General features: G+C 61.6%; 15 protein-coding genes. 10 read left to right on the top strand and 5 right to left on the bottom strand.

Going from position 1 to position 13,531, the window contains the following annotated elements:
- Positions 1-2: 2 nt before the first annotated feature.
- On the bottom strand, positions 3-443 hold the full coding sequence (hpaR, locus tag J7412_RS15545; protein WP_209064067.1) for a homoprotocatechuate degradation operon regulator HpaR: 441 nt from the start codon (positions 441-443) through the stop codon (positions 3-5).
- A 137-nt stretch (positions 444-580) separates the two neighbouring features.
- Entirely contained in the window at positions 581-1,744 is a 1,164-nt protein-coding gene (locus tag J7412_RS15540; RefSeq protein ID WP_209079479.1) for a DUF3095 domain-containing protein, read from the bottom strand.
- 188 nt (positions 1,745-1,932) lie between these two features.
- Here J7412_RS15540 and J7412_RS15535 point away from each other — a divergent pair, with 188 nt between their 5' ends.
- The 5 genes from J7412_RS15535 (at position 1,933) to J7412_RS15520 (ending at position 7,247) form a co-directional block, all read left to right on the top strand.
- Positions 1,933-3,105, top strand: coding sequence for an MFS transporter (locus J7412_RS15535; protein WP_209079478.1), 1,173 nt, complete (start codon positions 1,933-1,935; stop codon positions 3,103-3,105).
- A gap of 145 nt (positions 3,106-3,250) precedes the next feature.
- A complete protein-coding gene (locus tag J7412_RS15530) occupies positions 3,251-4,273 on the top strand; it encodes an aspartate-semialdehyde dehydrogenase (protein WP_209079477.1) in 1,023 nt (340 codons plus the stop codon).
- A 225-nt stretch (positions 4,274-4,498) separates the two neighbouring features.
- Complete coding sequence (locus J7412_RS15525; RefSeq protein WP_209079476.1) at positions 4,499-6,124, top strand: DUF4139 domain-containing protein; 1,626 nt, start codon at positions 4,499-4,501, stop codon at positions 6,122-6,124.
- Positions 6,125-6,242: 118 nt separating this feature from the next.
- Positions 6,243-6,374 (top strand): hypothetical protein, encoded by a 132-nt coding sequence (locus tag J7412_RS22040; protein WP_280637744.1) that lies wholly within the window; start codon positions 6,243-6,245, stop codon positions 6,372-6,374.
- A gap of 243 nt (positions 6,375-6,617) precedes the next feature.
- A complete protein-coding gene (locus J7412_RS15520) occupies positions 6,618-7,247 on the top strand; it encodes a LysE family translocator (protein ID WP_209079475.1) in 630 nt (209 codons plus the stop codon).
- Positions 7,248-7,368: 121 nt separating this feature from the next.
- Here the strand turns inward: J7412_RS15520 and J7412_RS15515 are convergent, their stop codons facing one another.
- Positions 7,369-8,019 carry a carbonic anhydrase gene (locus J7412_RS15515; protein ID WP_209064050.1) on the bottom strand — a complete coding sequence of 217 codons (651 nt, stop codon included), beginning with the start codon at positions 8,017-8,019 and terminating at the stop codon, positions 7,369-7,371.
- 144 nt (positions 8,020-8,163) lie between these two features.
- Between J7412_RS15515 and J7412_RS15510 the strand changes: the two genes are divergently transcribed.
- From J7412_RS15510 to speB, 4 genes are all read left to right on the top strand, one after another.
- Positions 8,164-8,544, top strand: a complete 381-nt coding sequence (locus tag J7412_RS15510; RefSeq protein ID WP_209064048.1) for a hypothetical protein — start codon at positions 8,164-8,166, stop codon at positions 8,542-8,544.
- A gap of 73 nt (positions 8,545-8,617) precedes the next feature.
- Positions 8,618-10,009: a leucyl aminopeptidase family protein gene (locus J7412_RS15505; protein ID WP_209079474.1), complete on the top strand. Its 1,392-nt coding sequence runs from the start codon at positions 8,618-8,620 to the stop codon at positions 10,007-10,009.
- A complete protein-coding gene (locus J7412_RS15500; RefSeq protein WP_209079473.1) occupies positions 10,009-10,884 on the top strand; it encodes an NlpC/P60 family protein in 876 nt (291 codons plus the stop codon). The genes J7412_RS15505 and J7412_RS15500 overlap by 1 nt, the downstream gene beginning before the upstream one ends.
- Entirely contained in the window at positions 10,881-11,858 is a 978-nt protein-coding gene (gene speB, locus J7412_RS15495; protein WP_209079472.1) for an agmatinase, read from the top strand. The genes J7412_RS15500 and speB overlap by 4 nt, the downstream gene beginning before the upstream one ends.
- Before the next feature lie 130 nt (positions 11,859-11,988).
- Here speB and J7412_RS15490 read toward each other — a convergent pair whose 3' ends face one another.
- Positions 11,989-12,336 (bottom strand): DUF2794 domain-containing protein, encoded by a 348-nt coding sequence (locus J7412_RS15490; RefSeq protein ID WP_209064039.1) that lies wholly within the window; start codon positions 12,334-12,336, stop codon positions 11,989-11,991.
- Positions 12,337-12,683: 347 nt separating this feature from the next.
- Here J7412_RS15490 and J7412_RS15485 point away from each other — a divergent pair, with 347 nt between their 5' ends.
- Positions 12,684-13,118 (top strand): cytochrome c, encoded by a 435-nt coding sequence (locus J7412_RS15485; protein WP_209079471.1) that lies wholly within the window; start codon positions 12,684-12,686, stop codon positions 13,116-13,118.
- Between the two features lie 21 nt (positions 13,119-13,139).
- On the opposite strand, the gene J7412_RS15480 is transcribed toward J7412_RS15485, so the two are convergent.
- Positions 13,140-13,403 (bottom strand): I78 family peptidase inhibitor, encoded by a 264-nt coding sequence (locus J7412_RS15480; RefSeq protein ID WP_209079470.1) that lies wholly within the window; start codon positions 13,401-13,403, stop codon positions 13,140-13,142.
- Positions 13,404-13,531: the final 128 nt, after the last annotated feature.

Below are 13,531 nucleotides of genomic sequence, written 5' to 3'. Positions count from 1 at the left end.
AATCAGAGGTCGATCTCGTTTAGCTGGTTGAGCAGATCCAACAGCTGATCATAGCGCTCACCGCCCATATGATCCTTCAGCTGCTGGGCATATTGATGCGCCGCAGGGATATTGTCGTCGATCAGCTTACAGCCCACAATCGTCGCCCGGATCACCTGCCGCCGCCCATCTTTCTCATCGCGCTCCCGCGTGATGTAGCCCTTCTCCTCCAGCTTGTGCAAAATCCGCGTCAAACTGGGCAGCAACAGCACCGCACGCTCGGCGATAGAGGTCGGATCCATCGGCCCCTCTTCCACCAAAACGCGCACCACACGCCACTGTTGTTCGGTCACACCAACGTTAGCCAGCATGGTCCGCGCAGGTTTCATCACCTTCTCGCGGGCACGGAGCAACACGATGGGGAGAGACTGAGTAGTACTGAGAATATTTGTATTGCCTGTCATGAAACATTGATGCACCGGAACCGCTTAAAAGGCAATTTCTTTAGCTTGAAATTGCACTTTTCCGACCTACCTTCACCAAGGAATTTCACCAGCATCAGAACACGCGTCAGAACAGGCCCCGCACGGCTGCAAAACCGCTACGCCGCCCGCGCCCGCAGGTTCCGCGCCGCCAGCGCATAGCCGCCCGCCGCACCATCCACAAAATGCATGTGAGAGCGCTCCACCGGTGCGGGCACAATACAGGTCATCATCGCCGCATCCTGCGTGTGCAAACCGTATCGGATCACCCCGCGCGCCTGTGCCGCTTCCAACACCGCTGTGATCCGCGCCTGCATTGCCGGATCACAATCCAGCGTCATTTTCAGACCGTCATCAAACTTCTGGTAATCCGCATTGCGCGACACATCCGCCGTATAGAGCACCGGATCAAACCGGCCCAGTCGCATCCCGCTGCGAAACAGACACCAGATCAAAGCGCTGCTGCAGGTCAGCTTCGCCCGCCGCCACCACACTGGGCCACCGCCACGGATATGCGCCTCAATATCAAGCCCCGGCGGCGGGAACACCGCCTTTGGCCCCTTCTGCGGCAGCGGATGCCCACCGCGCGCTGTGTCCTGCGTGGCGGCAATCACCTCTTGGGCCACCTGCGCAAACGCCGCTTCCGAGGTGCCCTCGCGCGGCACCACCACCAGCGACAGGATCACCCCGCGCGCGGCCTCCACATTGGCCCACTGACAGCTCAACCCGCTGAGATCCGGCGCGGCTGAGGCTTGACCTTCTGCAATCCCGAACCGCCCCGCCTTCATCTCTGCTTCCAGCCAGGTCAGCCCGCCGCCGGAGAAGCTGGCGTAATCGACCTCTTCGGCAGGCGCATAACGTGCCACGCGCACCTCCTGCCCCGCCGCCCGTATCTCGCCCACCGTGGCCATCGCCACCCGCAGGTTCAGCCCGTATTCCTCGCGCGCCCAGCGCCGCACCGCATCCAACGCCGCCTCCGCCTGCGCCCGCTGCTCCGGCCAAACCGCAAACTGCGCCCCGTCACCGCCAAAAACATAAGGCAGCCGCGCCATCTGCGCCGCATTAAGCTGCGCAGAAATCACCGCCGCCCCCACGAGATTCACCGTTTTGTAGCGCCCCTGCGCAATCTCCTGTGTCGAGCCGACAATATCAGCCGCCCCCACAACCCAGTCCTCTGGCAAAGGGGCATAGCCCTCAGGCTCCGCCATACGGTCAAATTCACTGAAGCGCGGCAAGGTTTCATAAAACCCGCCCTGCTGAGGCTGTTCTGATAACGTGGTCATGCGCCGGCCCTATACGGTTCCACTGCCAACAGTACGCAACAAGGCGCAGCGAAGTTCAGGGTGTTTCAGCCCCATCACACCTTTGTGCGCAGCGCCCGCTCACAGGGCAAACCACACCGCAATTGGCGCGCCCCCTCTTGCCATTTGGACAGACATGCTGTCCTGTCCCGCGCGAGGGAGGAATTTTCATGCGCGCAGATTTGATCTTGCTGTGCTTGGCCTATGTGCTGAGCCAGTTTTTCCGGGCCTTTTTGGCAGTGCTGACACAGGTGCTTGAGGTTGACCTCGGTGCCACCGCAGCTGATCTCGCCTTTGCCTCCGGCCTCTGGTTCCTGATCTTTGCGGGCATGCAAATCCCGGTGGGCGCCGCACTGGACCGCTTCGGGCCGCGCCGCACCACGGCCATCCTGCTGCTTCTGGGCGGCGGTGGCGGTGCCGCACTCTTTGCCATGGCCACTGCGCCGATCCATATCTCCATTGCCATGGCGCTCATCGGGATCGGTTGCTCGCCCGTCCTTATGGCCAGCTATTTCATCTTTGCCCGCAGCTACCCTCCGGCGCGCTTTGCCACCCTGGCCGCGCTCACGCTCGGCATTGGGTCTGTGGGCAACCTGATTGCGGCCTATCCCACCGCATGGGCGGCAGAAACCATTGGCTGGCGCGCAACCCTCTGGGTGCTCGCGGCTGTCAGCAGCGTGATCGCAATAGCCTCTTGGCGCATGGTGCAAGACCCGCCACCCGCCCAAAGCGACAGCCGTGGCTCCGTGCTGGATCTGCTCAAACTCCCCGCCGTCTGGCTGCTGATCCCGCTGATGTTTGTGAACTACATGCCCTCGGCAGGCATTCGCGGCCTCTGGATCGGGCCATATCTGTCTGATGTCTTCTCTCTCACCACCGGTGAAGTGGGGCAGGCCACGCTCGCCATGGGGCTGTCGATGATCCTTGGCACCTTTGTCTATGGCCCGTCAGATCGCCTCCTTGGCACCCGCAAATGGGTGATCATCGGCGGTGCGTCGGTGGCCGCTGCCGCGCTGATCGGCCTTACGCTGTTTGCCAACCATGGCGCGCTCAGCGCGGTGGTGCTGATGTCCATCGTCGGTTTTGCCGGAGCCGCGTTCCCGGTGATGATCGCGCATTCGCGCAGCTTCTTCCCCGAACATCTCACCGGTCGCGGCGTCACCCTGATGAACCTCTTTGGCATCGGCGGCGTCGGCGTGATGCAATTTGGCTCCGGCAAGCTGCACAGCGCCATTGCCCCGTCAAATCCGCTTCTCGCCTATCAGGTGATTTTCGGCTGCCTTGCCGCCCTCCTGGTGATCGGCGCGCTGATCTATTGCTTCTCCGAAGACCGGCTCGACTGAGCGGTTTCAATGCTGCGAATTCACTCACTTGTGAGCCATGATCGCAAAGCGGAATGGCCCTCATAAGCAATTTCCGTCACCCGCCCCCTTTTTTCTTGAGGAAAACAGGGCTAAGAGGGCGCGTCGTTTAAAATGGAGACCTAAGATGGGCTATCGCATCGTCGTCGCAGGCGCCACGGGCAACGTGGGTCGCGAAATGCTGAACATTCTGGAGGAACGCCAGTTCCCAGTGGATGAGCTTGCCGTTCTGGCCAGCCGCCGCAGCCAGGGCACCGAGGTCACCTTCGCCGACAAAACCCTGAAGATTCAGGACATTGAACAGTTCGACTTCTCGGGCTGGGACATGGCGCTCTTTGCCATCGGCTCTGATGCGACCAAGAAATTCGCCCCCATCGCAGCGGCTGCAGGCTGTGTCGTCATCGACAACAGCTCGCTCTACCGCTACGACCCGGATGTGCCGCTGATCGTGCCTGAGTGCAACGCCGACGCAATCCACGGCTATTCCAAGAAAAACATCATCGCCAACCCGAACTGCTCCACCGCGCAGATGGTTGTGGCGCTGAAGCCACTGCACGACCGCGCCAAAATCAAGCGCGTGGTGGTCTCCACCTATCAGTCCGTGTCCGGCTCCGGCAAAGACGCAATGGACGAACTCTGGGATCAGACCAAAGCGGTCTACAACCCGACCTCCGACGTGCCGCCAAAGGTCTACACCAAAGAGATCGCCTTCAACGTGATCCCGCACATCGACGTCTTCATGGAAGACGGCTCCACCAAAGAAGAGTGGAAGATGGTCGCGGAAACCAAGAAGATCGTCGACAAAGACATCAAAGTCACCGCCACCTGCGTGCGCGTGCCTGTGTTTGTGGGCCACTCCGAGTCGATCAACATCGAATTCGAAGAGTTCCTGGACGAAGACGAAGCCCGTGACATCCTGCGCGAAAGCCCCGGTATCATGGTCATCGACAAGCGCGAAGACGGCGGCTACGTCACCCCGAAAGAGTGTGTGGGCGACTTTGCAACCTTCATCTCCCGCATCCGTCAGGACAGCACCGTGGAGAACGGCATCAACCTGTGGTGCGTCTCCGACAACCTGCGCAAAGGCGCGGCCCTGAACGCCGTTCAGATCGCCGAAACCCTGGGCCGCGAAGTGCTCAAAAAGGGCTAAGCCCCGCGCTGATAGATTTCAAAAGGCGTCCCTCGGGGCGCCTTTTTTTTGTTGTTGAGAAGAGCAGCGCACGACCGCGGGCGTGCGCCGCCCCCCGCACCTTCGACGTCCCGCCTCCGGCGCTTCTGGCAATCCCCCGCCCATGGGAGCACTCGGTCATAGCTCCCCTTGCCTCCGTTCTCTCACCATGTTCGTCTCTCCCCAAACACAACACATAGGTGATTGATGAAAAACGCCATTTTAGCCGCCGCCCTGCTGCCACTCGCAAGCCCTCTCGCGGCAGATGTCATTGCGCTGAACGCCCCTGTCACAGCCGCCACGCTCTACTCCCAAGGGGCAACGCTCACCCGCTCTGTGCCCTTCACTGCGCCTGCTGGCGCGCATGAGCTGCTCATCACCAACCTTCCCGCCTCACTCGACCCAAGCTCGGTGCGCGTTGCTCTTGATGGCGCAACCCTTGGCGCCGTCACCCTGCGCAATGACCGCACGCAGCCCTTCGATCTCACCGACAGCGCGGAGCTGACCGCAGCCAAAGCCGCACGCGACGCGGCCCGCGATGCCCTGCGCGCCTCTGAGGATGCCAAGGCCGATGTTCTCATGCATGCGCAGGCCGCAGAGGCCCGCCTCGCCTATCTCGCCACGCTGACCGCCCCCACAGACACCGCCGCCACACCGGAAACCCTGACTGCAACCCTCGCCCTGATTGGCGAACAGACCCTCGCCACACGGCAGGAAATCGCCGCGATCGAGCGTGACGCCCGCCGCTTTGAACAAGAACTGAAGGACCGCCAGCAAGACCTGCAGGACGCCCAGAAACTGGTGGATGCCCTCACCCCGTCGCTGAGTGAGAACGCCATGCTCGCGATCTCCATCACCGCGCAGGAGGCCACCTCCGGCACGCTCACCCTCACCCATCTTGTCGATCAGGCGCGCTGGCGACCAGTCTATGATCTGCAACTGACGACGGGCGACGCCCCCGCGCTCTCCCTGCAGCGCGGCGCCTTCATTGGCCAATACACCGGCGAAGACTGGCGCAACGTCGCCGTGACCCTCTCCACCAGCCGACCCGACGCGCAGACCCAGCCGCAACAGCTCTGGCCCGATCTGCGCCGCATCCTGCCCAAGCAGGAGCAGCAGCTCTTTGCCACCGACAGCCGCGCTCTCAAAAGCGCCGCCGCTCCGATGGCAGAGCCTGCAATCATAGCGGAGATCGCCGCCGTGGACTTCGGCGACGGCATCAACGCCACCTACAGCTACAACACGCCGGTTGACCTCACCTCGGACGCCGATGCCCTGCGCATCGCGCTCGACACGCTGGACCTCACGCCCACGATCTACGCCCACGCCAACCCGCTGTATGACGAAACCGCTTTCCTCATGGCAGAGATCAGCAATGATTTTGAAGAGCTCATCCTGCCAAGCGAGGACAGCAGCTTCTATCTCAACGGCACCTTTATCGGCGCAGGCCAGATGCCCCTTCTGGCCCAGGGCGACCAAACCGAGCTCTCCTTTGGCCCGATCAACGGCCTGCGCCTGACCGAAACCCTGGTTGCCCGCAACACCGGCGACAGCGGCGTGATCACCACCCGCAACGACCAAACCGAAGAGCGCATCCTCACAGCGGAAAACCTCACCGGTCAGACGTGGGATCTGCGCCTCTTTGGCCGCGTGCCCTATTCCGAGCAGGAAGACCTGCAAATCACATGGCAGGCCGCCCCCGCCCCGACGTCTGAGGATGTGGACGGGGACCGCGGCATCCTGATGTGGGAGCGCCCGCTGGCTGCAGGAGACACCTTCACGGTCACGCTCTCCCACGCGCTCAAATGGCCCACAGACATGATCCTGCGCTAAGCCCGCGCCACCAAATCATCACGTAAATTTCCAAGATGGCGCCACAATCGGCGCCATTTTTGCCTCAAATTGAATTCAAACTGGATGCATTGGGGGCAGGCAAGCAGAGGAACAGCATATGTTCACGCGCATCGCTCAGCGCCTGTCTGGCGCCAGATCCAAGGAAGGCCCGCTGACAGCCAAGGCCCGCCGCCGCCGTCTCAAGGCGCTCAAAATGCACGGCATCGCCCAGAAATCGCTGTTTGCCTAAAGCATCATCCTTAAAAATCTGAAAAGCTTAGTCTCCACAAACGCGCAGGAGGCGAAGCCGACCAGCCCCCGACCCTCCCCAAGGGAGGGGGCTTCACCCCCACCCAGGGTCGGGGGCCGGTCTAGGTGACGCGCCACTGTCGTTTTGGAATTGTTGGGCGATGATCTAAGAGCTGCCCGCCCGCATCCCACTGGCATTTTACGCATAGGGTGATAGCGTCCTCTCAGACAGGGAGAGACGCCAATGAGTTTTGAGATCTGGACAGTTTACGTCGTCACCGTGCTTGCCCTGATGAGCACGCCCGGCCCCAGCCAATTGCTGATGTTGTCAAACAGCGGCGCACATGGTTTCAGCCGCGCACTCTCCACTGCCGCCGGCGACCTCAGCGCAAACGCCCTGCAAATGCTGGCGGCGGGATTAGGACTTGCGGCGATCATTGCCGCCTCCGCCACAGCCCTCACGGTGATCAAATGGGCCGGTGTGGCCTATCTCATCTGGCTCGGACTGCGCATGATCCGTCGCGCAAAACCCGAAGATCCCGATCTGACCCAAAACCGCAGCAGAGCCTCTCTTGGCTCCCTCTGGATGCAGGGCTTCATCACCTCTGCCGCCAACCCCAAAGCCGTGGTGTTCTTCGCCGCGCTCTTTCCACAGTTCCTGTCACCGGAAAGCGCCTTCTGGCCGCAATTCCTGATCCTCTCGGCCACCTATATCGTGATGGATGGTCTCTTCCTCTCCGCCTACGGCCTCAGCGCCAGCTGGATCGCCAAGCGTTTCAAAGGCACGGCCCGCGTCTGGATTGAACGCATCGGCGGCAGCTTCATGATCGGCGCTGCCCTCCTGCTCGGAGCCAAATCCATCGGAGATCGGTAACACCCAACCTCCCGGTTTTTCGCCCCGCTTCCTCTCGCCCCAAATATCCCGGGGTGCGCCGCTAAAACAAAAAGCCCGCAAGACTTGCGGGCTTTCAGCTTAGATCAAAGTAAGTGGCCGCTTAGACCTGCACAAAGCCCTTGCTTGCGCCCTCATAGGCCTCAAGCCCCCCTTCCGCGATATTGTGCCAAAGCCCGTGCAGGGTCAGGGTGCCCGCATCCACGCGCTCTTTCACAAAGGGGAAGGTCATCAGGTTATCCAGCGACACCAGCACAGAGCGTTTCTCCAGCGCGCGCGCCTGCTCGGTGGCGTCTTTGATGTCCGCCACATCCTCATAACCGGGTCGCAGCACGTCCATCCAGCGGCCGACAAAGCTGTCTTTCGCTTCCAGACCCGGCGCCTGCCCTTTGCACATGTCGATGCAGCCCTGCACACCGCCGCACTGGCTGTGCCCCAGAACAACAACATGAGCCACCTTCAGCGCGGTCACCGCATATTCAATCGCTGCGCTGGTGCCGTGCTGATTGCCATCAGGCTGAAACGGCGGCACGAGGTTGGCAATATTTCTGTGGATAAAAAACTCGCCCTGATCCGCGCCAAAGATCGAAGTGACATGCACACGGCTGTCACAGCAGCTGATGATCATGGCCCGTGGGTGCTGTCCTTCGGTGCCAAGATGGCGGTACCAGCTCTGGTTTTCTTCATATGTGGTGGCTTTCCAGCCCTGGTAACGTTGCACCAGATAAGACGGGAGCGGCTTGATATGATCCATAAGTTTTCCTCACGCGTTTTCGGAGGAATAGGAGAAATTTAGCTGTAATTCGAGGGAAAAGAACGCTCTAGGAAACTTTTTGAGAAGGATTGCGTGATCATTATGGTCTAACCGTTTGGGTAACGGAAGAACTTGGGGTGAACTATGAACCAAATCGCAACGCTCAAAATGTCTGAGCCAGCCGTTGTTGATCAAGATGAACTTGCACGCGTCCTTGTCCGCATGGATCCAAAGGAAGCGGAAGAGACGTTTATGGGTCTGATCAAATCGCTGACGGACCACTTGGCCATGGCAGAGCAGCAGTATCAGGCCGAAAATTTCGCCGAATTGGCAGAGACGATGACGTTGGTGGAACTCATCGCCGGTCGCCTGTGCATGACCGCACTGACCCATATTGCCGAAGATGTGATCGCCTGTTGCGAGCGGCGGGACACTGTAGCACTTTCAGCGACTTACGCGCGTTTGATCCGCGTTGGCGAATGTGCTTTGCGGGAAATTTGGGATCTGAAGCGCAGCTACATCTGATCGCGCTTGCAGGCAGCGCACCAACCGCTAGGCTGGCAGGTAAATGGCCAGCGATCGGCGAGAAAGGTGCGCGATGTCTCTCAAATTTGCTTCCCCTGACAGCTCCAATGTCATTCCTCTGCACGTCATAGACGTCGATGGGTTTGATACGTGGGTGGCGGCGCAGCCTGCGCCGACCCGCGCTTTTGTGGCTGCCACGGGGTTCAAACCGGCCATCGGCAAATCCCTTCTGGTGCCTGATGCCGAAGGCCAGCCGCTGCTGGCAGTTGCGGGCTTTGGCACCGCCCAGACCCGTGCCCGCGGCCGATTTGCGCTGGCGGCGGCGGCCAGCACCCTGCCTGCAGGCACCTATGCTCTGGCCACGGCCCTGCCTGCGGGCGATCTGGAAACCGAGGCTCTGGGCTGGCTGCTGACTGGCTACGCCTTTGATCGCTACAAAGACGCCTCAGGGGCGCCAGCAGCGCTGATCTGCCCCGAAGGCATTGACGCGGCCAAGCTCGAAGCGATTGCCGCCGGCGAAGCGCTCACCCGCGATCTCATCAACACCCCGGCTGCCGACATGGGCCCGCAGGATCTGGAGGGCGCCGCAAGCGCACTCGCAGGCACCTTCGGGGCCAGCTGCACCGTGACCACAGCCGACGCACTTCTGGAAGACAACTTTCCGATGATTCACGCCGTTGGTCGCGCCGCCGCCCCCCACCGCGCCCCGCGCCTGATTGACATGTCCTGGGGCAAGAGCGGCCCCAAGCTCACACTGGTCGGCAAAGGCGTCTGCTTTGACACCGGTGGGCTCAATCTGAAGCCCGGCGGCTCCATGGGCCTGATGAAGAAAGACATGGGCGGTGCGGCGACCGTGCTGGGTCTGGCCCATATGATCATGGCGCTGGATCTGCCCCTGCAGCTGCGCGTGCTGATCCCTGCGGTAGAAAACGCAGTGTCCGGCGACAGCTTCCGCCCCGGCGACATCCTGACCTCGCGCAAAGGGCTGACGGTGGAGATCAACAACACCGACGCCGAAGGCCGCCTCGTGCTAGCCGATGCGCTTGCACTGGGGGCAGAGGACGCCCCGGATCTGATGATCTCCATGGCCACCCTCACCGGCGCGGCCCGTGTGGCCGTGGGTCCGGACCTGTCGCCTTACTACACCGATGACGCCAGTTTTGCCGCCGCACTGGAACAGGGCGCTGCGGCGGTGGCGGACCCGGTCTGGCGCATGCCCTTTTGGGAGCCTTATGAGAAAATGATCGAACCGGGCATCGCCGATCTCGACAACGCACCGTCAGGCGGCTTTGCCGGTTCCATCACCGCCGCCCTGTTCCTGCGCCGCTTCGCAGAAGGCCCGCGCTATGCGCATTTTGACATCTACGGTTGGAACCCGTCTGCTGCGCCTGCCCGCCCCAAAGGCGGCGTTGGCATGGGTGCGCGCGCCATTCTGGATGCCCTGCCAGAGATGCTGGATTTCTGATGGCGGATCCTCTGGACAGACGCCTGATCGCCAGCACCGGCAAAGTCGCTGCAGACCATCTGCGCGGCGTGGTGGAGGCAGAGACCTATGTCACCCCCGCCGCCTATCGTGTCGCCATGGTGGTGACCGATCTGCTTTCTGCGCCCACCGGCGCGCGCGACCGCCAGCTGGTGCGCGGCGAAATCTTCCATGTGGTGCACAAGGAAATGGGCATGGCCTTTGGCTATGCCGACCGCGACGGCTATGTGGGCTGGGTCGACATCGGCGATGTGCTGAGCCACCCGAAACAAACGCCCACCCACCGCGTCTCTGCCGCGCGCACCTACGCCAAATCGACGCCGGGCCTGAAAATCATGGGGCTGGTCACACCATTGCCTTACGGCACCCGCCTTGTGGTGCTGTCTGAAGAAGACGGCTGGTCCCGCATTGCATGGGACGGCGGACGGATCACCCGCGATCTCTATGTGCCCTCAGGCCACTTGAGCGCCGTGGATACCATCGAGCCTGACGCCGCTGCCGTGGCCGAACGGTTGATCGGCACGCCGTATCTTTGGGGCGGCAATTCAAGCTTCGGGCTGGATTGCTCAGGCCTCGTGCAGGCCGCGGTGCATGCGGCAGGGCTGGATTGCCCCGGCGACAGCGATCTGCAGGAAGCCGCCTTTGAGGAGGCCACAGGCCCCTATCAGCGCGGTGACCTGCTGTTCTGGAAAGGCCATGTCGCCATGGTCACAGACGCCAACACGCTGATCCACGCCAACGCACATCACATGGCTGTGGCCTATGAGCCGATTGCCGAGGCCATCGCCCGCATTGCCGCACAGGGCGACGGCCCGGTGACCTCCCACAAGCGCCCGACCTACGGAGATGCCGCATGAGCGATGATTTCTTCAAACCCGTCTCCGGCATGGACCTGCCGCGCTTTGCCGGGGTGCCCTCCTTCATGCGCCTGCCGATCATGGATCTGGAGCACACCCGCCTGCGCGACGTGGACGTGGGCCTGATCGGCGTGCCTTGGGACAGCGGCACCACCAACCGCCCCGGCCCGCGTCACGGCCCCCGCCAGCTGCGCGACGCCTCCACCATGATCCGCGCCCAAAACGGCGCCACCGGCGTGCGCCCCTTTGATCTGATCAACTGTGCGGACCTTGGCGACGTTGGCCCCAATCCAGCAGATATTCTCGACAGTATGGAGCGCATCACCGCGTTTTATCAGCAGGTGATGGCCGCAGGCATCACACCGCTCACGGCGGGCGGCGACCATCTGACCAGCCTGCCGGTGCTGCGCGCGCTGGCCGAGGACGCACCGCTCGGCATGGTGCATTTTGACAGCCACACCGACCTTTATCACAGCTATTTTGGCGGCACGATGTACACCCACGGCACGCCGTTTCGTCGCGCGGTGGAGGAAGGGCTGCTGGATCCCAAACGTGTGGTGCAGATCGGCATTCGCGGCAGCACCTATGATGATGAGGACATGGATTTCGCCAAATCCGTCGGCATCCGCGTGATCCGGATCGAAGAGTTCTTTGCCCGCAGCCTGGCGGATGTGATGGCAGAGGCGCGCGAGATTGTAGGCAGCGCGCCCACCTATGTGAGCTATGACATCGACTTTGTGGACCCAACCTTTGCGCCGGGTACAGGCACGCCGGAAGTGGGCGGCCCTAACAGCTTTCAGGCGCTTGAGGTGGTGCGTGCGCTGGAGGGGCTGAACATTGTGGGCGCTGATCTGGTGGAGGTCTCCCCGCCTTTTGACAGCTCAGGCGGCACAGCTTTCCTTGGGGTCTCCATCATGTTTGAGCTGCTCTGCGTGATGGCAAACACCATCGCTTCCCGACCCGCAGAAAGGTAAGAGCTCTGCCCTCGCCCCAACGCGGTTGCTGGGCTCCGCCCGTTCGCCGCTGAACGTGTCCACTGGACACATTCCGAGACGCGGCTCACCCCGGGATATTGTCAGAATGAGAACGCGGCGCGGGTGCGCGTCAATCCACGGCGCGGATCAGCTTGCGTTCCAAGACCCGCAGCACGGTTTTGAGATCATGGCCGCGCTTGAGCACCTGACCATCCATGCCGATCACCGCATATAGCCCCTGCTTGTTGCGCAGCTTTGGGCGCTTCTCGATGCGATAGAGCGGGTTTTCTGCCGTGCGCCGGAAGACGGAGAACACCGCCACTTCTTTCAATGAGGAAATCCCATAGTCCCGCCATTCTCCGGCCGCCACCATCCGGCCATAGAGGCTCAGAATGATCGACAGTTCCGTGCGGTGAAACGCAACTTGCTGCGGCGGTTTAAAGGAAGGGTGCAGGGCGGTGGGCGGCTGTGCATTCATACGTTCAGATTTGCGCCCTTTGCCCGCAAAATCAAGCCTCTCTCTGAACCGCCGGCCGCTGCCTCATTTCCGCCGCAGATTTATCTGCAAAAGGCCTTCGTCCGATCCTCTTTTTGCCAAAGGGTAATGAAAAATTAAGGTCATAGCGACGACTACGCTACTCCCGGCGGCGCGGCTTTATTGCCCCCACCCAGTCTGCGCCGCCGGGGGGCACTTTTCCCAGACAGATTGCGACCCTGCGCAAAGACGCAGCAGGCCGCGCGCAAAGCCACCCCGCGATGAGTTTACTTGCTTTTCTCCGCCACTTTGCTCTGTAGTGCGCGCAGCCAAAATCTAAGGATATCGCCGTGTTTCGCACTCTCACTCTGTCTTGCCTACTGTTGCTCGCAAATGCCGCCGCCGCCCATAACGGCGTGAAAGACCCTCAGGTCATGGCCCGCATGATGGCCATGGAGAGCATCGGCTCCGCCTTCAAAACTCTGGTGAGCATGGCCAAGAATGAAACGCCGCTGCATCAGGCCAAGGCGCGTATGGCACGCGACACAATTGTTCAGCACTCCGGCAACATCAAAGCCCTGTTTGAAGCGCAGGCCAGTGACCCGAAATCTGAAGCCTTGCCAGCGATCTGGGCGAACTGGGAAGATTTCTCCGACCGCGCAGACGATCTGACCACATCCGCGCAGGCGCTGGACTTCAAAGACCGCGCCGCGCTGGCAGACACATTGGGTGCCGTGGGCGGCGCCTGCCGCGCCTGCCACAAGCAGTACCGCGAAAAGAAATAAAGCGCGGCGCCCTGCGGCGCATCAGCCGCAGCTGACCTCAATAATCTTGCCTGCGTCATCGTGGATCACATTGAGGCGCTGCTGATTGAAATCCATCGTGGCGGGGGAGTTTTCCCCCAACACGCGCACCACCTCAGGTGTGGTGACCCCCTCCAGCGCGCCTTTGTCCTGCCCGACCAGAAAGGCAAACGCCTCCGGATCACAGGTCATGCTGCCTTGGCTGGCCACCTCTTCCTCTTTGCAGGCCACCAATGCCGTCAGGCTCAGGGCCATCAAACCGATCATACGCATCTTCTCAATCCCTCTCATTGCGCCCGCGCGCCTTGCCCCCTGCCACATCCGCCCGGCCTTGCACAACCAACGGTTTCGCCTGCTTTGATCCACACGCGGCGTGGCGCAATTCGGGCTTGCGA

Source organism: Shimia sp. R9_3, from assembly GCF_017743755.1.
Taxonomy (GTDB): domain Bacteria; phylum Pseudomonadota; class Alphaproteobacteria; order Rhodobacterales; family Rhodobacteraceae; genus Shimia.
Note: the sequence above shows the minus strand (reverse complement) of the source record. Positions and strands in the feature narration are given on the sequence as shown.

Bases quoted from the DNA above. Each gene is read 5' to 3' on its own strand.
- hpaR (WP_209064067.1), bottom strand. From the start codon at position 443: ATGACAGGCAATACAAATATTCTCAGTACTACTCAGTCTCTCCCCATC.
- J7412_RS15540 (WP_209079479.1), bottom strand. From the start codon at position 1,744: ATGACCACGTTATCAGAACAGCCTCAGCAGGGCGGGTTTTATGAAACC.
- J7412_RS15535 (WP_209079478.1), top strand. From the start codon at position 1,933: ATGCGCGCAGATTTGATCTTGCTGTGCTTGGCCTATGTGCTGAGCCAG.
- J7412_RS15530 (WP_209079477.1), top strand. From the start codon at position 3,251: ATGGGCTATCGCATCGTCGTCGCAGGCGCCACGGGCAACGTGGGTCGC.
- J7412_RS15525 (WP_209079476.1), top strand. From the start codon at position 4,499: ATGAAAAACGCCATTTTAGCCGCCGCCCTGCTGCCACTCGCAAGCCCT.
- J7412_RS22040 (WP_280637744.1), top strand. From the start codon at position 6,243: ATGTTCACGCGCATCGCTCAGCGCCTGTCTGGCGCCAGATCCAAGGAA.
- J7412_RS15520 (WP_209079475.1), top strand. From the start codon at position 6,618: ATGAGTTTTGAGATCTGGACAGTTTACGTCGTCACCGTGCTTGCCCTG.
- J7412_RS15515 (WP_209064050.1), bottom strand. From the start codon at position 8,019: ATGGATCATATCAAGCCGCTCCCGTCTTATCTGGTGCAACGTTACCAG.
- J7412_RS15510 (WP_209064048.1), top strand. From the start codon at position 8,164: ATGAACCAAATCGCAACGCTCAAAATGTCTGAGCCAGCCGTTGTTGAT.
- J7412_RS15505 (WP_209079474.1), top strand. From the start codon at position 8,618: ATGTCTCTCAAATTTGCTTCCCCTGACAGCTCCAATGTCATTCCTCTG.
- J7412_RS15500 (WP_209079473.1), top strand. From the start codon at position 10,009: ATGGCGGATCCTCTGGACAGACGCCTGATCGCCAGCACCGGCAAAGTC.
- speB (WP_209079472.1), top strand. From the start codon at position 10,881: ATGAGCGATGATTTCTTCAAACCCGTCTCCGGCATGGACCTGCCGCGC.
- J7412_RS15490 (WP_209064039.1), bottom strand. From the start codon at position 12,336: ATGAATGCACAGCCGCCCACCGCCCTGCACCCTTCCTTTAAACCGCCG.
- J7412_RS15480 (WP_209079470.1), bottom strand. From the start codon at position 13,403: ATGATCGGTTTGATGGCCCTGAGCCTGACGGCATTGGTGGCCTGCAAA.